Below are 20771 nucleotides of genomic sequence, written 5' to 3'. Positions count from 1 at the left end.
AAAAAGCCGGTTTTTTTTATGCAGCAAGAAGATCAGCGCAACGACGGCCCCTGAAAGCCCATCCACATCGCCAAATGCTCAGCCACGCTGGCGCCAAGCTTTTTCGAGAAGCGATCGAATGGCGATTCCTCAACAGTGAAATCCACCAGTTCTTTCTCGCCGATCACATCGCGCGCAACCGAACTGGCATTACCCAGACCATCGATCAAGCCCAGCGACAGCGCTTGCTCGCCGGACCAGACCAGCCCGGAAAACAGCTCTGGATGCTCTTTATCCTTAAGGCGATCACCCCGACCCTTCTTGACGCTACTGATAAACTGCTGATGAGTGGTATCGAGCACGCTCTGCCAGAATTGGGTTTCCGCAGGCTTCTGCGGCTGGAACGGATCGAGGAACGATTTGTGCTCCCCAGAGGTGTAGGTACGACGCTCCACACCCAACTTTTCCATGGTCCCGACAAAACCGTAACCGGCCGCCGTCACACCGATGGAACCCACCAGGCTCGCCTTGTCGGCGTAGATCTGATCCGCGGCGCTAGCAATGTAATAGGCACCGGAAGCGCCCAGATCCGAGATCACCGCATAAACCTTGGTATCTGGATTCAGGCCGCGCAAACGACGGATCTCGTCGTAGACATAACCCGACTGCACCGGACTGCCGCCAGGGCTGTTGATCCGCAGAATCACACCCTTGACCTTCTTGTCCTCGAAGGCTGCACGCAGACTGCCGACGATATTATCGGCACTGGCCGGCTCTTTGTCGGCAATCATGCCCGTCACATCGATCAGCGCCGTGTAGCCAGAGCCGAGGCTTGCGCCTTTCTCCATGCCTATCAACGGCGATAACAGAATCAACGCGCCGAGCAGGTACAAAAAAGTCAGCGACTTGAAGAATATCCCCCAGCGACGAGACCGGCGCTGTTCCTGCACACCAGCCAGCAAGGTTTTTTCCAGCAGCTTCCAGCTTTTCTCGTCACCCGTTTCCGCACTCGCCTTGGCGGGCGCTTTCCATTCGTCGGTCATGCCATGCACCCCAGCAAAAAAACCAATTAAACCCGCTGACTCAGCCAGGCGTGCAACTCTGAAAAACGATCAATGGCCAGTTTCGGTTCAAATAGCTTCAAGGCGTCGATCGATTGAGCGCCATAGCTGACCGCCACCGAATCCATGCCCGCGTTGCGCGCCATCTGCAGGTCGAACGACGAATCGCCGACCATCAGCGCCTGCTCCGGACGAACCTCACAATGGGCGAGAATCTGCTCAAGCATCAGCGGATGGGGCTTGCTGGCGGTTTCATCAGCGGCACGGGTGATATCGAAATAATCTTCCCAACCGTGAGACTTCAGCACCCGATCCAGCCCGCGACGAGCCTTGCCGGTCGCTACTGCCAGATGATACCCCTCGACACGAAACGCTTCGAGAGACTCGACAACGCCCTCAAACAGCGGGGAAGGCTCGGCCTCCGCCGCAATGTAGTGATCCGCATAGTGCTGACGGAATGCTATCAGCTCGGTGTCGCCAATCTCGGGGTACAGGGTGCGAATCGCTTCCGGCAAGCCCAGACCGATAATGCCTTTGACGGCAAAATCATCACGCAGCTGAAAACCGGACCGCTCGGACGCGACATGCATTGCCTCGACAATCCGACCAATGGAGTCAGCCAGCGTGCCGTCCCAATCGAAAATCAGCAGCTTGTAATCAGTAGGGTGCACTCAAGCGCTCCACGGTTTTGGCCCACATCTCGTCGACCGGCGCCTGCAACTTGAGCTCACCACCATCAGGCAGTGGCACCGTCAGCATGTAGGCGTGCAGAAACAGACGCTTGCCGCCGAGATCACGAATCTCTTTGCTGAAACCTTCATCGCCGTACTTGGTATCACCCGCGATGCAATGTCCGGCATGCAGAGTATGGACGCGAATCTGGTGAGTGCGACCTGTGATCGGCTTGGCTTCGATCAGGGTAGCGAAGTCGCCAAAACGACGCAGGACCTTGAACACGGTCACAGACTCCTTGCCCTCCTCCTCGTCCACCTCGACCATGCGCTCGCCGGAGCGCAGATTACTCTTGCCCAGCGACGCCCGGACTTGCTTGATCGAGGCCGCCCAGTTGCCGCGCACCAGCGCCATATAGCGCTTATCGACGCCATCGCCGCGCAATGCCGTGTGCAAGTGGCGCAACATACTGCGCTTTTTGGCAATCATCAGCAGGCCGGAGGTATCACGATCGAGACGATGAACCAGTTCGAGCTCCTTGCAATCGGGACGCAACTGACGAAAGGCTTCGATCACTCCGTAAGTCAGGCCGCTGCCGCCATGAACCGCAATGCCGCAAGGCTTGTTGACCACGATCAGCGCCTTGTCTTCGTAGACAATCGAGGCTTCAAGCCGCTGCAGCAGCCCTTGGGCCAAGGGTACGGGTTCGTCGCGCTCAGGCACGCGAACCGGCGGCACGCGCACGATATCGCCCGCCTGCAGCTTGTATTCGGGCTTGATCCGACCTTTGTTCACCCGCACTTCGCCCTTGCGCAAAATGCGGTAAATCAAGGTCTTGGGCACGCCTTTGAGCCGAGCGAGAAGGAAGTTATCAATACGTTGGCCGGCATATTCCGGCGAGACCTCCAGCAGTTGTACGGCTGGGGTCGAAGGGGCAGTAGTCGTCATGGCGCGGATGATAACAATTTTTTATGGAATTGAAGCACTTAATCATTGCTGCTATAGTCGCGAACGCCGCCAAAAGTGGCCTGGACAGCGGACTAACGGTCAAAAACCGGCCCTGACCAACGCAATTCACGAGGACGAGAGGCCGTCCTACGGGGCTTTCGCTACGTAACGGCAGAGTTTGCAGTTGTAACGAGCGCAGGTGACATAAGGCCTGAATCATGCCGCAAAGCAGAGTTTTCACTCGCCTTCCGAGCAAATATTCACGGCCAGTTCACAAAGTGCAGTCAGCTGCGAACGACCCCGAGCGAACGCTTCGGAAACACCGCCTAAATTAGCCATGATGCGTGACCTCCCCTTTCGGAGCTCACGGTAAATGCCAACCCGCTGCGGATTCTGCGCGCGGCAGCACCCGAATTATCAGGGATACGTGTAGGGTGGAGATGCACAACCGCTGGACTGTGTAGCAATAGGCTTTATCAAGACGCTTCATCTCGTCCACAGCCGCCGGTTGATTCCTCCTCCTGACTGAGTGCTTAAGTAGCCACAGCAAGCAGGACGCGTACGTCGCGACACCGGCCCAATTGGCCGGGGTTCGCTAGACACTGGAGTGGCCAACCACTCCTGACGCACCTGACACCGACCGTGAGAAGTCGTGTGTGCCGAACGCCGTTTCCGGCAGCCCGGAAACCGACGGTACTACATGAAAAGAATGCTGATTAACGCAACTCAACCCGAAGAGTTGCGTGTTGCACTGGTAGATGGCCAGCGCCTCTACGACCTGGACATCGAATCCGGTGCACGCGAGCAGAAGAAGGCCAACATCTATAAAGGCCGGATTACTCGCATCGAACCAAGCCTTGAGGCTGCCTTTGTCGATTTCGGCTCTGAGCGCCACGGCTTCCTGCCCCTCAAAGAAATCTCCCGCGAATACTTCAAGAAAGCCCCCGAAGGCCGCGTCAACATCAAGGACGTCCTGAGCGAAGGCCAGGAAGTCATCGTTCAGGTCGAAAAAGAAGAACGTGGCAACAAGGGCGCCGCCCTGACCACTTTCATCAGCCTGGCCGGTCGTTACCTGGTGCTGATGCCGAACAACCCGCGTGCCGGCGGTATCTCCCGTCGCATCGAAGGTGAAGAGCGCAACGAACTGCGTGAAGCCCTGAACGGTCTGGTTGCCCCGGCCGACATGGGTCTGATCGTTCGTACTGCCGGCCTTGGCCGCAGCAGCGAAGAAATGCAGTGGGACCTCGATTACCTGCTGCAACTCTGGACCGCCATCAAAGAAGCTTCGCTGGACCGTTCCGCGCCATTCCTGATCTACCAGGAAAGCAACGTGATCATCCGCGCCATCCGCGATTACCTGCGCCAGGACATCGGCGAAGTACTGATCGACAGCGTTGAAGCCCAGGACGAAGCCCTGACCTTCATTCGTCAGGTGATGCCGCAGTACGCCAGCAAAATCAAACTGTACGAAGACAGCGTTCCGCTGTTCAACCGTTTCCAGATCGAAAGCCAGATCGAAACCGCCTTCCAGCGCGTCGTCGAACTGCCTTCCGGCGGCTCCATCGTTATCGATCCGACCGAAGCCCTGGTGTCCATCGACATCAACTCGGCGCGCGCCACCAAAGGCAGCGACATCGAAGAAACCGCACTGCAGACCAACCTTGAAGCCGCCGAAGAAATCGCCCGTCAGTTGCGCTTGCGCGACATCGGCGGCCTGATCGTCATCGACTTCATCGACATGACCCCTGCCAAGAACCAGCGCGCCGTGGAAGAGAAAGTCCGCGAATGCCTGGAAGCCGACCGCGCTCGCGTGCAAGTCGGTCGCATCTCGCGCTTCGGCCTGCTGGAAATGTCCCGTCAGCGCCTGCGTCCATCGCTGGGCGAAAGCAGCGGCATCGTCTGCCCGCGTTGCAACGGCACCGGCATCATCCGTGACGTTGAATCGCTGTCGCTGGCGATCCTGCGCCTGATCGAAGAAGAAGCCCTGAAAGACCGCACCGCCGAAGTTCGCGCACAAGTGCCGATTCCGGTCGCAGCTTTCCTGCTCAACGAAAAACGCAACTCGATCACCAAGATCGAACTGCGCACCCGTGCCCGCATCGTCATTCTGCCGAACGATCACCTCGAAACGCCGCACTTCGAAGTTCAGCGCCTGCGCGATGACAGCCCGGAAGCCGCGGTCGGCCAGTCCAGCTACGAAATCGCCGCTGCCGCTGCCGAGGTCGAAGAAGTCCAGCCAGCCGCCGCGACCCGCACCCTGGTTCGCCAGGAAGCCGCGGTCAAGACCGCTCCGGCCCGCGCCAACGCTCCGGTTCCGACCGAAGTCGTCGCGACGCCGGTGGCTGCACCGGCCGTTGCCCCAGAGCCAAGCCTGTTCAAAGGCCTGGTGAAGTCGCTGGTCAGCCTGTTCGCCACCAAGGAAGAGCCTGCTGCGCCGGTTGTGGTTGAAAAGCCAGCCACCGAACGCCCTGCTCGCAACGAAGAGCGCCGTAACGGCCGTCAGCAGAGCCGCAACCGTAACGGTCGCCGCGATGAAGAGCGCAAGCCTCGTGAGGAACGTGCACCGCGTGAAGAACGCGCACCACGTGAGCCACGTGAAGCCCGCGAAGAAGCTCCAGCAGTTGCCCAGGAACGCGCTCCGCGCGAAGAGCGCGCACCACGCGCCCCTCGTGAAGAACGTGCACCGCGCGCCCCGCGTGAAGATCGCAAGCCACGTGGCGAGCGTGAAGAACGTCCGGTTCGTGAACTGCGCGAGCCTCTGGATGCCGCTCCGGCCGCCGCTGCCAACGCTGAAGAGCGTCCAGCCCGTCAGCCACGTGAAGAACGCGCTCCACGCCCACCGCGTGAAGAACGTCAGCCACGTACCGAGCAAGCTGCTGCTGCCGTTGCTGAAGAAGAGTTGCCCACCAACGAAGAGCAACTGCAGGAAGACGGTCAGGAAGGCGCCGAAGGCGATCGTCCGCGCCGCCGCTCCCGTGGCCAGCGTCGTCGCAGCAACCGTCGTGAGCGTCAACGCGATGCCAACGGCAATGTGATCGAAGGTTCGGAAGAGTCCGAATCAGCTGAAAACGCCGAAACGCCAAGCGCTGCCGATCTGGCCGCCGGCCTGGCTGTTACCGCAGCCGTTGCCAGCTCCGTGATCAGCGCGCCTGCTGAAGCACAAGCCAACGAGCAAGCTGAACGCGCCACTGCCGCCACGCTGGAAACTGCTCCGGTTGAAGCGCCAGTCGTTGAAGCAACCACACCAGTAGAAGTCACCGCTGCTCCGGAAATCGAAGTGGCACCGGTTCGTGAAGCCCAGCCTGAAGTTGAAGCTGCCGCTGAGCCGGCCGTCGTCGCTGAACCAGTGGCTGCTACCGAGCCTGTGGTTGAAGCGCCGGCTGAACCGGCACGTGAAGTTCGCGAAGAGCAAACCACGTTCAACTGGGTTGCCGAGCCACCTGTAGCGGTCGAAGCGCCAGCGCCAGTCGCTGAAGCTCCGGTTGCCGAAGCCATGGTCTCCGAGCCAGTGGTTGCTGCTGCCGAGCCTGCTCCAGCGGTTGTTGAAGCGCCCGTTGTTGCCGAAGAGGCTGCACCGGTGGCTGAAGCCGCCCCTGTCAGCGCTCTGACCCCAAGTGGCCGTGCGCCGAACGACCCGCGTGAAGTACGTCGTCGCAAGCGTGAAGCCGAGCGTCTGCAGAAGGAAGCCGAACTGGCTGCCACTGCTGCTCCGGCCGCTGCCGAGCCAGCCCCGGTTGTTGCTGAAGTTGTCGAGGCAGCCCCTGCCCCGGCCGCTGAAGTCCCTGCCGAACCGGTTGAATCCGCGTTCGACGAAGCACCGCGCTCCGTTCAGGAAGCGGTGGAGCAACACGAGCAAGCCCAGGAAAAAGAGCACGAGCCTAAACCCCTCGCCTGATTCCATCGGCCATTAAAAAGCCCCGCCTGGTGATCCCAGGCGGGGCTTTTTTATGTTTGCAGGGAAGTAGCGGGACCGCGTTGTGGATCGTTCCCACGCTCTGCGTGGGAATGCAGCCCGGGACGCTCCGCGTCCCAAGCGGACGCAGAGCGTCCATTGAGGCATTCCCACGCAGAGCGTGGGAACGATCATCCATCAGACGAAGATCAACGCCTCAGGCACATCCACATCCCACAACACCCCGGGGTCCTCCACCGCCACCTCGACCACCCTCGCCTGTGCGAACAGCGACTTGGCACCGTGATCACCGGTCAACGCCATCAACCCTGGACCAAAGCTTCGCCCGAACCCCACCGGATGCCCATATTGCCCCTCATGCACCGGCACGCTGATGGCATCATCGGCAATATTCGCGACAACCCGCTCAATGCTGGACGGCAGGATAAACGGCATATCCCCCAGCACGATCAGCCAGCCACCGAGTTGTGAGCACGCCGCCACACCCGCCGCAATGCTGTCGCCCAGACCGGTCGACTCGATCCGCACAATTTCACAACCATAAGCCTGAGCCATGCGAATCACTTGCGGGCGATCCGCCGTGGTCACTAGCACGCGCTTCTCAAGCGTGGCCGGCAGATTTACCAGCACCTGCTCGATCATCGAATGCACGGTGACGCCGTCACGAGCGGTGCAATCCACCAGCAGCTTGTCCTTCTCGTCGCCCGCCACCTGTCGAAACCGACTGCCCTGCCCTGCGGCCAGAACGATAACGCCAATGGAGTCGCTCATACGCCCTCCTGCAACGGCCTCTTCTGTTTCAGCTCGACGCCGTTCTTGATCGCCACAATTTCGGCCAGCAGCGACAAGGCGATTTCCGCCGGTGTATGGCTGCCGATGTGCAAACCGATCGGGCCGTGCAAGCGCTCGATGGCCTGTTGTGACAAGCCTAGCTGAGCCAGATTGTCCCGGCGCTTCTGACTGTTGACCCGTGAACCCAGCGCACCAACATAAAATGCCTTGGAATCCAGCGCCGTGAGCAGCGCCATGTCATCCAGGCGTGGATCGTGGGTCAGCGCGATAATCGCTGTGCGCTCGTCGGTCTGGATGGTCAGCACCGCTTCGTCGGGCATGCCCGGGACGAAGCGACCGTGTTGCTCTTCCCAGCCATAGACGAACTCGGTGCGCGGATCGCAGATCAGCACTTCGAAATCCAGCAGCCGCGCCATCTCGGCAACGTAGCGCGACAGTTGGCCGGCGCCGATCAGCAACAGCCGCCAGCGCGGACCATAAATGGCGCGCAAGGTCTGTCCGTCAAACACCAGCGCATCGGTCTTGCTCGCTGGCTGCAGGATTACTTCACCGGTCGCCAGATTCAGCTCACGCGCAACGATTTCATGGGCCTCGCAGCGGGTCAGCAATTCGGCAACCCACGCCGGATCACCGACGCGCTCCTCGGTCAGGCGTAACGTGCCGCCACATGGCAAACCAAACCGCGCGGCCTCCTCCCGAGTGACGCCATAGGTAATCAACTGCACCGGCGGCCCCTCGGCCGGGATACGGCCATCGTGCAGCCGGGCAATCAGGTCATCCTCGACACAGCCACCGGACACCGAGCCAATCACCACGCCGTCTTCACGCAAGGCGAGCATGGCGCCAGGTGCCCGGGGTGCGGTGCCCCAGGTCTGGACCACGCTGTACAACATCACCCGCTGACCGGCGCGGCGCCATTCCAGCACGCTGCGCAGGACGTTCAGATCGACGCTGTCCATCAGGCTTGCGCCTTCTGCCAACCTTGCAACTGATAGCGTACCGGCAGATTACGGATGCGCTTGCCGGTGGCGGCGAAGATCGCGTTGCACAGCGCTGGCGCAATCGGCGGCACGCCCGGCTCACCAACTCCGCCCAACGGCACATTGCCCGGTGGCGTGACCAGATGCACGGCGACTTCCTTCGGCGCCAGGGACATGCGCGCCACTTCGTACATGTGGAAGTTGTCCTGCTGAACCTTGCCGTCCTTGAAGCTGATTTCCCCCAGTACAGCGTTGCCCAGCCCCATGACGCAGGCACCTTCGAACTGCGAGCGAATCCGCTCGGGGTTGATCTGCGGGCCGCAATCCACGGCGATGTCGGCCTTGTGCACGATCAGCGTGCCATCGTCTTTGACTTCCACCTCGATCACCGCCGCCACATAAGTGACAAAACTATAGTGCACCGCCAAGCCCAAGCCTCGACCCTTGGGCATCTCACGCCCCCAACCGGCCGCTTTGGCGGCGGTTTCGAGCACGATACGCATCCGTGCAGTGTCGATTGGATAACGCTCGGGAGATTCGCCGTAGTTCCACTCTTCACTCAAGGTGCGCGGATCGATCTGACGGTCCGGCCCAAGCAACTTGATCTGGTACTTGAGTGGATCCTGGCCAGCCTTGTGGGCCAGTTCATCGACAAAACTCTGAATCGCAAAACCGTGGGGAATGTTCGACACCGAGCGATACCAGCCAACCCGGGTATGGACCGTCGCTTCAGGGTTTTCCAAGCGCACGTTGGGGATCGCGTAAGCCATGTTGGTAAAGCCCATGCCCAGCTCGAAAGCCGCCTCATGGTTCATGCCCGGCGCGAACAGTGCGGTGATACTCGGCGCCACCGTGCGGTGCAGCCAGCCGGACGGCAGGCCGTCCTTGTTCAGGCTGGCCTTCAGGTATTCGGCCGACACGGTGTGGAAATAGGAATTGTGGATGTCGTCTTCACGGGTCCATTGCACCCGCACCGCCTTGCCCGGGAACTCCTTGGCCAGGATCGCCGCTTCAACGACGAAGTCCGGCTTGGACTTGCGACCGAAACCGCCGCCGAGCAAGGTGACGTTGAACGTGACGTTATCGAATGGAATGCCGAGGCGTTCGCCGATCCGTTCGCGGGTGACTTGCGGCGCCTGGCTTGGAGCCCAGGCTTCGCACACGCCGTCCTTGAAACGGGCGATGGCGACCATCGGTTCCATTGGCGATTGCGCCAGGTGCGGCAGGTAGTAAGAGGCTTCGAGGGTGCTGTCGGCACTGCTCATGGCCTGGTCGATGCTGCCGGTATTGCGCACCACTTTGCCGGGTTTGAGGGACGCTGCTTCGAGTTCCTTGCGGTAGGCGATCGAGTCATAACTGGCGTTGGGGCCGTCATCCCATTCGATTTTCAGCGCTTCGCGGCCCTTGATCGCCGCCCAGGTATTGCTGGCCACCACGGCCACACCACCCAAAGGCTGAAACTCAGACGGCAATGGACGGCTTTCGACTTGCAGGACCTTGATCACACCCGGGACTTTCATCGCGGCGCTGGCATCGAAGGATTTGACCTTGCCGCCATAGACCGCTGGACGCGCGATGGTGGCGAAAAGCATTCCGTCGAAATGCACATCGGCGCCGTAGACCGCCCGGCCGTTGACGATGTCCGCACCGTCGATGGCCTTGGAGCCTTCCTTGCCGATGTAACGGAATTCCGATGGTTGCTTGAGCCGCAGGCTGTCGCGGGCCGGTACCGCCAGTGCCCCGGCAGCAGCGGCCAATGCGCCGTAGCCCAGTTCACGACCGGTCGGTTGGTGAATGACTTTATGCAGTTGCGCATGGCACTCGCTGACCGGCACTTTCCACTGCGCGGCGGCGGCTTGCTCAAGCATGGTCCGCGCGGCAGCCCCGCAACGGCGCATCGGCTCGTACCAATGACGCATGCTGCGCGAACCGTCGGTGTCCTGGTTGCCGAAACGCACTTCGTCGCCCGGCGCCTGTTGCACTTTGACCAGCGCCCAGTCGGCGTCCAGTTCATCAGCTACTACCATGGTCAGGCTGGTGCGTACGCCCTGACCCATTTCCGAGCGGTTGCAGACCACGGTCACGCTGCCATCGGCGGCGATGCTGACGTAAACCTTTGGATCATCGATCCAGCCGTTGGGCATGCCGTCGGCGCCGAACTTCTTGTCTTTTTCGGCGGCAAGCGCGTCCTGCCAACCCCAACTGGCAGCCAGCACCAGGGCACTGGTGGCGCCCACGCCTTTGAGGAAGCCACGGCGGCTGAGGTTACTCAGCGCAAAATCATTGGGAAGCTGACTCATGCCTTGGCCTCCTTCAGGTGAGTGGATGCCTGGCGGACGGCGGTCTTGATCCGGTTGTAGGTGCCGCAACGGCAAATGTTACCGACCATCGCCTCTTCAATCTGCTCGTCGCTGGGGTTCGGATTGGTTTTCAGCAACGCCGTGGCCGACATGATCTGCCCGCCCTGGCAGTAACCGCACTGGGCCACGGCGCTGTCGAGCCAGGCTTGCTGGACGACTTTGCCAACCGGGTCGGCGTGCAGGTTATCGATGGTGGTGACGTTCTGGCCGACTACCGAGCCGATCGGCGTGATGCAACTGCGCGCAGGCGCGCCGTCGATATGAATGGTGCAGGCGCCACACAGGCCCATGCCGCAGCCAAATTTGGTGCCGTTGTAACCGGCCACGTCACGGATCGCCCAGAGCAGCGGCATGTCCTCGGTGACATCGAGTTGATGATCTTGACCATTGAGTTTCAGGGTAATCATGGGCACGCCCGCATAGTTATAGAGGTTATGGGGTCGAGCAATCTGCCGCGTGGGTTCCTTCACGCAGATCGACTCAGGCTAATGGGCTCTCTTATGCGGACGGCAACGTCTGCACCGGGCCTTTGGTGGAGCAAATGCTTGCATCGTTAGGTAGCTAAGTTAACCCAGCATTAACAAAAAAGCCCTGCACATTTGAAGATGTACAGGGCTTTGAAATCAGCCGTGAAAGCGTAGCCTCAATACCGATTGGGCTCCATTTCCAGGTCGACGTGAAAACGTTCTGAAATGTCTTTTTGAATACGCTGCGCCAGACTCAACAATTGCAGGCCCGTTGCGGTGCCGTAGTTGACCAGCACCAGCGCCTGGAATTTATGCACCCCGGCATCACCGTCGCGAAAGCCTTTCCAGCCGGCCCGTTCGATCAGCCATCCCGCCGCCAGTTTCATTTGCCCGTCGGGTTGCGCGTAGGCCACCAGCTCCGGGTATTGCTCCTTGAGTTGCGCGACCAATGTCGCCGGCACCAAGGGGTTCTTGAAGAAGCTGCCGGCATTGCCGAGCACCGCCGGATCCGGGAGCTTTTCGTTGCGAATGCTGCAAATGGCCTGGCTGACATCGGTAGGCGTCGGGTGATCGATGCCCAGCGATGTGAGACGCTGGCGAACCGGACCGTATTCCAGGTGCAGGTGCGCGGTGCGCGTGAGGGTGAAACGCACCCGCAGGATCAACCAACGCCCCGGCTCCTGTTTGAACAGGCTGTCGCGGTAGGCGAAGTTGCACTCGGCCAGCGTGAAGTCCCGTAGCTCGCCGGTCTGGCGATCGAGGGCCGTCAGGCCGGCAAAAACGTCTTTGATCTCGACACCGTAAGCGCCGATGTTCTGCATCGGTGCCGCGCCCACGGTGCCGGGAATCAGACTGAGGTTTTCCAGTCCCGCCAACCCTTGCGCCAGGGTATGTTGCACAAACGGATGCCACGGCTCGCCCGCCTCGGCTTCGATCACCACTTGGTTACCGTCATCGCTCAGCAGGCGAATCCCTCGTGTGGCCATGCGCAGCACCAGCGCCTGCACATCGGCGGTCAGCAACAAGTTGCTGCCGCCACCGATCACCAGCACCGGCACATCATGTTCCAACCCATAGGCCAGCGCTTCGCGCACGTCGGCATCGCTATGGGCTTCGGCGAACAGCCGGGCCTGAACATCCACGCCAAAGCTGTTGAACGGCTTGAGCGATACCTGAGCTTGTATCTGCAAACTCATAACCGGCCCTTCAATTCGATGACCAGCAGATCGCTGGCGCGCTCGATCAGGTCCAGTACCTGTTCGAAACCCTGGTCGCTGTCGTGATAAGGATCCGGCACTTCATCGATTTCCGACTGGTAGCGACGCAGGAACAGGTCCAGCTCGGCCTTGCCCTTGGCCGGTTGCAAGGCCTTGAGGTGGCGCAGGTTGCTGTTGTCCATCGCCAGAATCAGGTCGTAGGTGGCGAAATCGGCACGGCTGACTTGCCGCGCGCGTTGGGCGGACAGGTCGTAGCCACGCAGTTTCGCCGCGGCCTGGCTACGCTTGTCCGGGGCCTTGCCGACGTGCCAGTCACCGGTGCCGGCGGAAGCCACTTCGACTTGATCGGCCAGCCCCGCCTCACGCAGTTTGTGCCGCAACACGCCTTCGGCCGTAGGGGAACGGCAGATATTGCCCAGGCAGACGAACAGAACCCGCATCAGGCCTCCAGCAAGCGACGAACGCGCTCGAGGTCTTCAATGGTATCGACGCCGGTAGGCGGGGCGATCAGCGCATCGGCGACGTGAATCCGCACGCCGTGCCAAAGCGCCCGCAGTTGCTCCAGCGCTTCGGTGTTTTCCAGCCAGCATGGGCCCCAGGTGACGAAGTCATGCAGAAAACCGGCGCGATAGGCATAAATGCCGATGTGGCGGCGATACGGCACACCTTCCGGCAATTGCTCGCGGCTCTTGGCGAATGCATCGCGAGCCCACGGCAAGGTGGCACGACTGAACGTCAGCGCCAGGCCATTGAGGTCGCTGACCACCTTGACCACGTTGGGATTGAACAGGGTTTCCACGTCTTCGATCGGCTCGGCCAGGGTGGCCATGCGCGCTTCGGTGTGGGCGGCCAGGTTGGCGGCAACCTGATCGATCACGCTCGGCGGAATCAACGGCTCGTCGCCCTGAACGTTGACCACGATGGCGTCCGGGGCCAGGCCCAGTTTCGCTGCGACTTCGGCCAGACGGTCGGTGCCGGAATTATGGTCTTCGCGCGTCAGCACCACTTCGGCACCAAAGCTTTTGCAGGCCTCGACAATGCGCGCATCGTCAGTGGCAACGACCACGCGCTGGGCACTGCTTTTGCTCGCTTGTTCCCAGACATGCTGGATCATCGGCTTGCCGGCGATCAGCAGCAGGGGTTTGCCCGGCAGACGGGTGGAGGCATAGCGCGATGGAATGACAACGGTAAAGGCTGTGGTCATTTATCCAGACGCTCGTCGGTGGTCAGGGTGCGCGCTTCGCTTTCGAGCATCACCGGGATGCCGTCGCGAATCGGGTATGCGAGGCCAGCGCCCTTGCTGATCAGCTCGGTTTTGTCGGCACTGAGCTTGAGCGGGCCTTTGCAGACCGGGCAAGCGAGGATATCGAGCAATTTGGTGTCCATGAACATTCCCTGGATAGAAACGGATTTAAGGCAAAAGACGAGCCGGCAACAGGCGCATCAGCTGCGTATCGAACCAGGCCACGAAGGCCGGCGATGGCGCAGCATCGACCGCCAGGTACCACCAATCGGCGGCGGCGAAGGCACGGCACTTCACCGCGTCTTTTTCCGTCATCACCACTGGCAATGACGGTGTGAAATTCAAGGCCTGCACGCTGTACTCCGCGTGGTCGGCAAATGCATGCGGCACTGGCCGCCAGTGTAGCGTTTCGAGGGTCGTGAAGAAACGCTGGGGATTGCCGATCCCGGCCACGGCGTGAATGGCCTGGCTTGGGGGGAAGTGGTCAAGGGGCCGGCGTTCGCCGCTTTGCAGATTGACCAATGCCGTGGGTTGCAGCTGGAAGGCAAAACCGTCGATGCGGTCGGCCGTGGCACCGTTATAAAGCACCGCATCGACGCTTTGCAGACGCTCGATCGGTTCACGCAACGGCCCGGCAGGCAGGCAGCGCTGGTTGCCCAGCCCCCGGGCGGCATCGATCAGCACCAGTTCCAGGTGCCGGGCCAGCCGGTAATGCTGCATGCCGTCGTCGGAAAGGATCAGGTCCAGCGGCTCGCTCGCCAGCAAGGCTTTTACCGCACGACTGCGGTCCGGGTCGATCATCAGCGGCACGCCGGTGCGCTGGACGATCAACAATGGCTCATCGCCCGCCACGTCCGCACCTTGATCCGCCTCGACCCGCCACGGCAATTGCGCAGGTTTGGCGCCGTAACCACGGCTGACAACGCCAACTCGCAAACCGCTGCGCTGGCAATGCTCAATCATCCATAGAATCAGCGGCGTCTTGCCGGTGCCGCCCACCGTGATGTTGCCGACCACGATCAGCGGCACCGGCGGCTGATAGATCTCGCCCTCACCCGCCAGAAAGCGCTCGCGCTTGCCGATGACCACACGCCGATACAGCCATTCCAGAGGCTGCAACAGCTTCAGCGCCGGATGGCCTTCGTACCACGCAGCGAGCAATCGATCGGACATGGCCATCAGGATGCCGGCGCCGCCTCGACAGTGGTCATGCGCAAATGACTGAAACCGAGTTTGCCGGCAGCGTCCATTGCAGTGATGACGGACTGATGGGGGGTCTTGCCATCGGCGCTGATGGACAGCGGCAGGTTGGTGTCGCCGTTGGATTCCTTCTGCAGCGCTTCCATCAGGCTGGTCAGGTCATTCTTGGGCAACAATTGGTTGTTGACCGAGAACACTCCTTCGGCGCTGATGGCGATGTCCAGTTGCTTGGCCTGTTGGTCTTCGGCCGGGGAACCGCTGACCGCTTCCGGCAGGTCGACGCGCAACTGGGTTTCACGAGTAAATGTGGTGGTCACAACGAAAAACAGCAGCAGGATAAACACCACGTCGATCAGCGACGCGAGGTTGATGTCTATCGTCTCCCGTGGTTTACGACGGAATTTCACGCTTTGCCCTCAGCCAGGTCCACGTCGCGGTCGCCCTGTATAACCTCAACCAGCTTGATCGCTTCCTGCTCCATGCCCACCACCAGTTCATCGATCCGGCGTTGCAGAAAGCGGTGGAAGAACACGGCCGGGATGCCGACCATCAGGCCCGCAGCGGTGGTGATCAGCGCTTTGGAAATACCACCGGCCAGCACCGAGGCGTTGGTGCCCATGCCCGTGCCCATGAACGCACTGAAAATATCGATCATGCCCAGCACCGTACCCAGCAGCCCCAGCAACGGGGCCATGGCGGCAATGGTGCCGAGGGCATTGATGTAGCGTTCGAGCTCGTGAATCACCCGCGCAGCGGCTTCTTCGATGCACTCTTTCATGATCTCGCGGCCATGCCTGGAATTCGCCAGACCGGCGGCCAGGATCTCGCCCAACGGAGAGTTGGCACGCAGTTCCTTGAGTTTTTCTTTATTGAGTTGTTTGTCCTTGATCCAGACCCAGACCTGCCCGAGCAAGTGCTCCGGGGTCACGCGGCTGGCACGCAGGGTCCACAGACGCTCGGCAACGATCGCCATGGCCGCGATGGAACTCAGAATGATCGGCAGCATCATCCAGCCGCCGGATTTGACCAATTCCCACACAGTGACAGTCCCCTCGAAAAAGTGCGCCACTCTAACATAGGGGGTGGACGCACCGAAGACCGCGATGTCGTATCCGGTCGGGCTTCGACAGTTCGGGTTACTGGCTGGATGGTGGCAGATCACGCCAGAAGCGCCGTTCTTGAAGCATCGTCCACGGCGGCTTGAAGCGCCCCAGTTGCAGACGAATGGCACCTTGCTCGGCGCTGTCGTAAATCGTCACCCCGCGCTTTTGATACCGCGCCACGACCGTGGGATGGGGATGACCGAAAGAATTGCCGTTACCACGGGAGATCAGCACCGCTTTGGGTTGCAATACGCTGAGCAACGCCATCGAAGACGAACTGCGACTGCCATGGTGCGGAGCCTGCAACCAATCCGTCGGCACCGCCAATGGACCGTCGAGCAGCGCCCGCTCGGCCGCGCTATCGATATCACCGGTCAGCAGCAACCGCTCGCCGTTGGCCTCGATCTGCAGCACGCAGGATTTCTGATTGCTGTCGCTGGCCGATGACCACTGCCAGAGTTGAAACTTCACCCCGTCCCAGGCCCATTGCTGACCGCTCTCGCAGCCCTCGGCGTGCAGTTCGTCTGGCAGGGCCGGGTGATCGCCACTCAGGACTTGCTTCACGGGTATTGCGTTGGCAATGGCTCGCGCACCGCCGGCGTGATCGGCATCGGCGTGGCTGATCAGCATCAGATCGAGGCCGTTCACGCCTAGTTTGCGCAATGACGGCAGTACCACCCGCTCACCCAGGTCGATATCGCCGAACCTCGGCCCGGCGTCATACAGCAAGGTGTGATGGCGGGTACGCACCAGGATTGCCAAACCCTGACCGACATCCAGCTGCCAGACCTCGGCCATGCCTTCAGGCAACGTGTGCCGGGGCGAAAAAACCAGTAACAGCAACATTGGCCAGCCCAACGGGCGCAACGGTACGCCTCGCGGCAATAACAGCAGAAAAGCCCCCAGTGTGCCGAGCGCCCATACCCACAACGGGACCGCCACCGGCACCCACGCGGGCAATTGCCCGGCGATCAACGCCAACCCCTTGAACAAAAGATCGATCAGACCGCCGGCCAACCACAGCAATCCTTCGCCCACATAAGGAACGGGCAACAACATCGTCCCAAGCAGAGTCGGCGGCAGGACCACCAGGCTGACCCAGGGCACCGCCAGCAAATTGGCCAGCGGCCCGCTGAGACTGATCGGCAACCCCAGCACCAACAGCAGCGGGCATAGGCCGATCGCAATCAGCCATTGAGCGCGGGTCCAGGTTTGCCACCAGCGCCACGCCCCCAATCGCCCGCCAAAGGTGAAAATAAGCACCGCGACCGCCGCAAAGGACAACCAGAAACCCGGTTTCAGACTCGCCAGCGGGTCCAGCAGCAAAACACCGTCAAGCGCCAACAGCAGCGGCCACCATGCGCCAAGGTGACGAAACCGTAGTCGCCACAACAGCACCAGACCGATCATCAGGCAGGCTCGCCGCACCGGCACTTCGAAACCGGCCAGCAGCCCATAACCGAGCGCCGCCGCGAACGCCAGTCCGCATGCCCATGGCAGCCACGGCAAGCGCTTGGGCCATAAGCCAAAACGCGCTAACCCGGCAATCAGCAGATACATCACTCCCGCCAGCAAACCGATGTGCTGCCCGGAAATCACCAACAAATGCACGGTGCCGGTGTCTTGCAGCACCTGCCAGTCCTCACGACTCAACCCGGCGCCATCCCCGAGCACCAACGCCGTCAGCGCCCCCGTTCGTCCCTGGGCATCCACGGCCTGCAAACGCTGACGGATGCCGTCACGCCAGGCCCATTGCGCGTCCATCAGTCGCTGGCCATCCTTGACGGTCCCGGTGGCGCCGATGTGCCGGGCCAGTAACCAGGCGTCGTAATCGAACGCATGCGGGTTGAGCAACCCGGCAGGACGCTTCAATTTGACCGCCAGCCGCCAATGCTCGCCGCTGTTGACGGGCGGCCCGCCATACCAGGCCAGCCGCAGGTGCCGAGGCAGTCTGGTGCGACGCGACTGACTGTCCGTCAGTTCGAAACGCACTACGCCCTCGGCCTGCTGCGGCAACCCGGTCACACGACCTTCGAGCCAGCGAGTCTCGCCATCAAGCGTCGCTGCCAGGCGATCATTCAGCGCCCACTGTGCATTCGCGCCCGCCCAACTGAAGCCGAACAGCAAAAATGCCAGGGGGAAGGTGCGAAACGGCAACAACATCAAACCCACTACCGGCAACAACAGCCACAACCCCGCCGGCGCTAATACCGGTAAAAAACGCAGGGCCAACAGACCCAACGCCAGCGCCATCATCCCTGTGCGCATAAGCCCGTCCTTGAGAGTCCCCTCCCTAGGCTTAGCCGGTGCGCCGCACGTCCGTCGTTATCAATTGTCACAAAGTCTGAATGGGCGACTCGTAGAATCAAGACATACTTGCCGCCTTAACCGACCGAGAAGCCTTATGCCCCGGCGCTTGTTCAAACGTTACATGCCAGACCCGACCAGCATCAGGGAACACAAATCCTTACGCTTTCTCGGCACCCTGCTGCATGACCCGAACCTCTGGCACCTCAATCGCCACTCCGTCGCGCGGGCCATGGCGGTCGGTCTGTTCGCGGCGTTCCTGCCCATTCCGTTGCAGATGCTGTTGGCGGCCATCCTTGCCATTGTGGTACGCGGCAACATGCCGATTGCTGTCAGCCTGGTCTGGCTGACCAACCCGATCACCATGCCGGCGGTGTTCTTTTGCACTTACCAGACCGGCGCCTGGCTGATGGACGTCCCCGCCCGCAGCCTGCCGGATGAGCTGACCTGGGAATGGATCAGCGGCGAACTCTCGAGCCTGTGGCAACCGTTCTTGCTTGGCTCGGTGGTGACGGGGTTGGTGCTGGGTGCCCTCGCTTATTGCCTGGTGATGATGTATTGGCGCTGGTGGGTGAGTCGGCAGTGGAAGCGGCGTAAGCGTAGCCGGATGTAAGAATGCAAAACGGCCTCCAATGTGGAGGCCGTTTTTTTGCGGTGTTTGTGCTGACGCCTTCGCGAGCAAGCCCGCTCCCACATGGGTTCGGTTGATCACAAAATATGTGGGCAACACCAATCCTGTGGGAGCGGGCTTGCTCGCGAAGCAGGCGACGCGGTGTTCCTTAGGTACGCATCCCACGCCCACTCACCAGCAACCGCGCACAACCGATATACAGCACAACGGTCGCTATCAGCATGAAGGTGATCGCCACGCTGATCTTGATATCCGATACACCGAGGATGCCGTAACGGAACGCATTGACCATGTGCAGCACCGGGTTGGCCAGCGACACGGTCTGCCAGAACGGTGGCAGCAAACTGATCGAGTAGAACACCCCGCCCAGGTACGTCAACGGCGTCAGCACGAACGTCGGGATGATCGAAATATCATCGAAGTTGCGCGCAAATACCGCGTTGATGAAACCCAGCAGCGAGAAAATCGTCGCCGTCAGCACCACCACCAGAACGGTCACGCCCAAGTGATGCACCTGCAATTGAGTGAAGAACAACGACAGCAGGGTCACGATGATCCCGACCATCAACCCGCGCAGCACGCCGCCCAGGGTGTAGCCGATCAGAATCGTATGGGGCGACACCGGCGACACCATCAATTCTTCGATGGAACGCTGGAACTTGCTGCCAAAGAAACTCGACACCACGTTGCCGTAGGAGTTGGTGATCACCGACATCATGATCAGCCCCGGCACGATGTACTCCATGTAGGTGAAACCACCCATGTCGCCGATCTGCCGACCGATCAGATTGCCGAAGATCACGAAGTACAGAACCATGGTGATGGCCGGCGGCAGCAGGGTCTGTGGCCAAATCCGGGTGAAGCGTTTGACCTCACGGTAGACGATGGTATTGAGGGCAACGAGGTTGGGTTGCAGCTCGGAACTCATACCGCCACCTTCGACAGATTCTTCTCCACCAGGGACACGAACAACTCCTCGAGGCGATTGGTTTTGTTACGCAGGCTCAACACTTCGATGTTCTGCTGCGCCAATTGGGTGAACAGCGCGGTAATGCCCATGGCCTTGTCGACCTGGACTTCCAGGGTATGACTGTCGATCAGTTTGGCCGGGTAGCCGAGCAACTGCGGGGCCACTTGCAACGTATTCTTCATATCCAGCAGGAAGGTTTCGACATGCAGCTGGCTGAGCAACTGCTTCATGCTGGTGTTCTCGACAATGGTGCCGTGGTCGATGATGCCGATGTTGCGGCACAACTGCTCAGCCTCTTCCAGATAGTGGGTGGTGAGGATGATGGTGATGCCTTTCTTGTTCAGTTCGGTGAGGAAGGTCCACATCGAGCGACGCAATTCGATGTCCACCCCCGCCGTCGGTTCGTCGAGGATCAGCAGGCGCGGTTCGTGAACCAGCGCACGGGCGATCATCAGTCGGCGCTTCATGCCGCCGGACAGGGAACGCGACGGCACATCGCGCTTGTCCCACAGGCCCAGTTGGGTCAGGTACTGCTCGGCGCGCTCCTTGGCGATTTTCGCCGGGATGCCGTAGTAACCGGCCTGGGTCACGACAATGTCGAACGTCTTTTCGAACTGGTTGAAGTTGAATTCCTGGGGCACCACACCAATGCAGCGCTTGAGCGCCGCCGGTTCCTTGTCCAGGTCGTGACCGAAGATATTCACCGTTCCGCTGGTCTTGTTCACCAGGGTCGAGAGAATGCCGATGGTCGTGGATTTGCCGGCACCGTTCGGGCCGAGCAAGGCAAAAAAGTCACCTTCGGCGACGTCCAGATCGATACCACTCAAGGCCTGGAAACCGTTGCCGTAGGTTTTGGTTAGCTGCCGGATGGACAGAGCGGAACTCATATCGGATTACGCACCAAGAAGGGAAGAAAGGAATAAATAAG

At 60.7% G+C, this 20771-nt stretch carries 19 protein-coding genes; 2 read left to right on the top strand and 17 right to left on the bottom strand.

Going from position 1 to position 20771, the window contains the following annotated elements; genetic code table 11:
- Positions 1 to 32 precede the first annotated feature (32 nt).
- The 3 genes from sppA to rluC are packed head-to-tail and all read right to left on the bottom strand — an operon-like array spanning position 33 to position 2660.
- On the bottom strand, positions 33 to 1022 hold the full coding sequence (gene sppA, locus IB250_RS10060) for a signal peptide peptidase SppA (RefSeq protein WP_192343993.1): 990 nt from the start codon (positions 1020 to 1022) through the stop codon (positions 33 to 35).
- A gap of 26 nt (positions 1023 to 1048) precedes the next feature.
- Complete coding sequence (locus tag IB250_RS10055) at positions 1049 to 1711, bottom strand: HAD-IA family hydrolase (RefSeq protein WP_192343992.1); 663 nt, start codon at positions 1709 to 1711, stop codon at positions 1049 to 1051.
- Complete coding sequence (gene rluC / locus IB250_RS10050) at positions 1698 to 2660, bottom strand: 23S rRNA pseudouridine(955/2504/2580) synthase RluC (protein WP_008014368.1); 963 nt, start codon at positions 2658 to 2660, stop codon at positions 1698 to 1700. The genes IB250_RS10055 and rluC overlap by 14 nt, the downstream gene beginning before the upstream one ends.
- Positions 2661 to 3360: 700 nt before the next feature.
- Here rluC and rne point away from each other — a divergent pair.
- Positions 3361 to 6555, top strand: a complete 3195-nt coding sequence (rne, locus tag IB250_RS10045) for a ribonuclease E (RefSeq protein ID WP_192343991.1) — start codon at positions 3361 to 3363, stop codon at positions 6553 to 6555.
- Positions 6556 to 6750: 195 nt separating this feature from the next.
- Here the strand turns inward: rne and IB250_RS10040 are convergent, their stop codons facing one another.
- The 12 genes from IB250_RS10040 to IB250_RS09985 form a co-directional block, all read right to left on the bottom strand.
- Positions 6751 to 7344: an NTP transferase domain-containing protein gene (locus IB250_RS10040; protein WP_192343990.1), complete on the bottom strand. Its 594-nt coding sequence runs from the start codon at positions 7342 to 7344 to the stop codon at positions 6751 to 6753.
- Complete coding sequence (locus tag IB250_RS10035; RefSeq protein WP_192343989.1) at positions 7341 to 8324, bottom strand: XdhC family protein; 984 nt, start codon at positions 8322 to 8324, stop codon at positions 7341 to 7343. Before IB250_RS10035 ends, IB250_RS10040 begins: the two co-directional genes overlap by 4 nt.
- A complete protein-coding gene (locus IB250_RS10030; RefSeq protein ID WP_192343988.1) occupies positions 8324 to 10645 on the bottom strand; it encodes a xanthine dehydrogenase family protein molybdopterin-binding subunit in 2322 nt (773 codons plus the stop codon). Before IB250_RS10030 ends, IB250_RS10035 begins: the two co-directional genes overlap by 1 nt.
- The gene (locus tag IB250_RS10025; RefSeq protein WP_192343987.1) at positions 10642 to 11112 is read right to left on the bottom strand and encodes a (2Fe-2S)-binding protein; all 471 of its coding nucleotides are present in this window, start codon (positions 11110 to 11112) and stop codon (positions 10642 to 10644) included. The genes IB250_RS10030 and IB250_RS10025 overlap by 4 nt, the downstream gene beginning before the upstream one ends.
- 236 nt (positions 11113 to 11348) lie before the next feature.
- Positions 11349 to 12368: a UDP-N-acetylmuramate dehydrogenase gene (gene murB / locus IB250_RS10020; protein WP_192343986.1), complete on the bottom strand. Its 1020-nt coding sequence runs from the start codon at positions 12366 to 12368 to the stop codon at positions 11349 to 11351.
- Positions 12365 to 12829 (bottom strand): low molecular weight protein-tyrosine-phosphatase, encoded by a 465-nt coding sequence (locus IB250_RS10015; RefSeq protein ID WP_192343985.1) that lies wholly within the window; start codon positions 12827 to 12829, stop codon positions 12365 to 12367. Before IB250_RS10015 ends, murB begins: the two co-directional genes overlap by 4 nt.
- Entirely contained in the window at positions 12829 to 13593 is a 765-nt protein-coding gene (gene kdsB, locus IB250_RS10010) for a 3-deoxy-manno-octulosonate cytidylyltransferase (RefSeq protein ID WP_123494595.1), read from the bottom strand. Before kdsB ends, IB250_RS10015 begins: the two co-directional genes overlap by 1 nt.
- Positions 13590 to 13775 (bottom strand): Trm112 family protein, encoded by a 186-nt coding sequence (locus tag IB250_RS10005; RefSeq protein WP_003179363.1) that lies wholly within the window; start codon positions 13773 to 13775, stop codon positions 13590 to 13592. Before IB250_RS10005 ends, kdsB begins: the two co-directional genes overlap by 4 nt.
- Before the next feature lie 25 nt (positions 13776 to 13800).
- Complete coding sequence (gene lpxK, locus IB250_RS10000) at positions 13801 to 14811, bottom strand: tetraacyldisaccharide 4'-kinase (RefSeq protein WP_192343984.1); 1011 nt, start codon at positions 14809 to 14811, stop codon at positions 13801 to 13803.
- Entirely contained in the window at positions 14811 to 15239 is a 429-nt protein-coding gene (locus tag IB250_RS09995) for an ExbD/TolR family protein (protein WP_007904055.1), read from the bottom strand. The genes lpxK and IB250_RS09995 overlap by 1 nt, the downstream gene beginning before the upstream one ends.
- Positions 15236 to 15871 carry a MotA/TolQ/ExbB proton channel family protein gene (locus IB250_RS09990; RefSeq protein WP_007904057.1) on the bottom strand — a complete coding sequence of 212 codons (636 nt, stop codon included), beginning with the start codon at positions 15869 to 15871 and terminating at the stop codon, positions 15236 to 15238. Before IB250_RS09990 ends, IB250_RS09995 begins: the two co-directional genes overlap by 4 nt.
- A 97-nt stretch (positions 15872 to 15968) precedes the next feature.
- Positions 15969 to 18203 (bottom strand): DNA internalization-related competence protein ComEC/Rec2, encoded by a 2235-nt coding sequence (locus IB250_RS09985; protein ID WP_192343983.1) that lies wholly within the window; start codon positions 18201 to 18203, stop codon positions 15969 to 15971.
- 136 nt (positions 18204 to 18339) lie between these two features.
- Here IB250_RS09985 and IB250_RS09980 point away from each other — a divergent pair, with 136 nt between their 5' ends.
- Positions 18340 to 18855, top strand: coding sequence for a DUF2062 domain-containing protein (locus IB250_RS09980; protein WP_192343982.1), 516 nt, complete (start codon positions 18340 to 18342; stop codon positions 18853 to 18855).
- Between the two features lie 166 nt (positions 18856 to 19021).
- On the opposite strand, the gene IB250_RS09975 is transcribed toward IB250_RS09980, so the two are convergent.
- Both IB250_RS09975 and IB250_RS09970 read right to left on the bottom strand, forming a co-directional pair.
- Positions 19022 to 19801 (bottom strand): ABC transporter permease, encoded by a 780-nt coding sequence (locus IB250_RS09975; protein WP_007905224.1) that lies wholly within the window; start codon positions 19799 to 19801, stop codon positions 19022 to 19024.
- Complete coding sequence (locus tag IB250_RS09970; RefSeq protein WP_123494600.1) at positions 19798 to 20730, bottom strand: ABC transporter ATP-binding protein; 933 nt, start codon at positions 20728 to 20730, stop codon at positions 19798 to 19800. The genes IB250_RS09975 and IB250_RS09970 overlap by 4 nt, the downstream gene beginning before the upstream one ends.
- Positions 20731 to 20771: the final 41 nt, after the last annotated feature.

The organism is Pseudomonas sp. PDM09 (genome assembly GCF_014852305.1).
Taxonomy (GTDB): domain Bacteria; phylum Pseudomonadota; class Gammaproteobacteria; order Pseudomonadales; family Pseudomonadaceae; genus Aquipseudomonas.
The sequence above is the reverse complement of the archived record's forward strand: the minus strand, read 5'-3'. Positions and strand labels throughout refer to the sequence as shown.

Bases quoted from the DNA above. Each gene is read 5' to 3' on its own strand.
- lpxK (WP_192343984.1), bottom strand. From the start codon at position 14,811: ATGGCCATGTCCGATCGATTGCTCGCTGCGTGGTACGAAGGCCATCCG.
- rne (WP_192343991.1), top strand. From the start codon at position 3,361: ATGAAAAGAATGCTGATTAACGCAACTCAACCCGAAGAGTTGCGTGTT.
- IB250_RS10015 (WP_192343985.1), bottom strand. From the start codon at position 12,829: ATGCGGGTTCTGTTCGTCTGCCTGGGCAATATCTGCCGTTCCCCTACG.
- kdsB (WP_123494595.1), bottom strand. From the start codon at position 13,593: ATGACCACAGCCTTTACCGTTGTCATTCCATCGCGCTATGCCTCCACC.
- IB250_RS10040 (WP_192343990.1), bottom strand. From the start codon at position 7,344: ATGAGCGACTCCATTGGCGTTATCGTTCTGGCCGCAGGGCAGGGCAGT.
- IB250_RS09975 (WP_007905224.1), bottom strand. From the start codon at position 19,801: ATGAGTTCCGAGCTGCAACCCAACCTCGTTGCCCTCAATACCATCGTC.
- rluC (WP_008014368.1), bottom strand. From the start codon at position 2,660: ATGACGACTACTGCCCCTTCGACCCCAGCCGTACAACTGCTGGAGGTC.
- murB (WP_192343986.1), bottom strand. From the start codon at position 12,368: ATGAGTTTGCAGATACAAGCTCAGGTATCGCTCAAGCCGTTCAACAGC.
- IB250_RS10035 (WP_192343989.1), bottom strand. From the start codon at position 8,324: ATGGACAGCGTCGATCTGAACGTCCTGCGCAGCGTGCTGGAATGGCGC.
- IB250_RS09985 (WP_192343983.1), bottom strand. From the start codon at position 18,203: ATGCGCACAGGGATGATGGCGCTGGCGTTGGGTCTGTTGGCCCTGCGT.
- IB250_RS10005 (WP_003179363.1), bottom strand. From the start codon at position 13,775: ATGGACACCAAATTGCTCGATATCCTCGCTTGCCCGGTCTGCAAAGGC.
- IB250_RS09970 (WP_123494600.1), bottom strand. From the start codon at position 20,730: ATGAGTTCCGCTCTGTCCATCCGGCAGCTAACCAAAACCTACGGCAAC.
- sppA (WP_192343993.1), bottom strand. From the start codon at position 1,022: ATGACCGACGAATGGAAAGCGCCCGCCAAGGCGAGTGCGGAAACGGGT.
- IB250_RS10030 (WP_192343988.1), bottom strand. From the start codon at position 10,645: ATGAGTCAGCTTCCCAATGATTTTGCGCTGAGTAACCTCAGCCGCCGT.
- IB250_RS10025 (WP_192343987.1), bottom strand. From the start codon at position 11,112: ATGATTACCCTGAAACTCAATGGTCAAGATCATCAACTCGATGTCACC.
- IB250_RS09980 (WP_192343982.1), top strand. From the start codon at position 18,340: ATGCCCCGGCGCTTGTTCAAACGTTACATGCCAGACCCGACCAGCATC.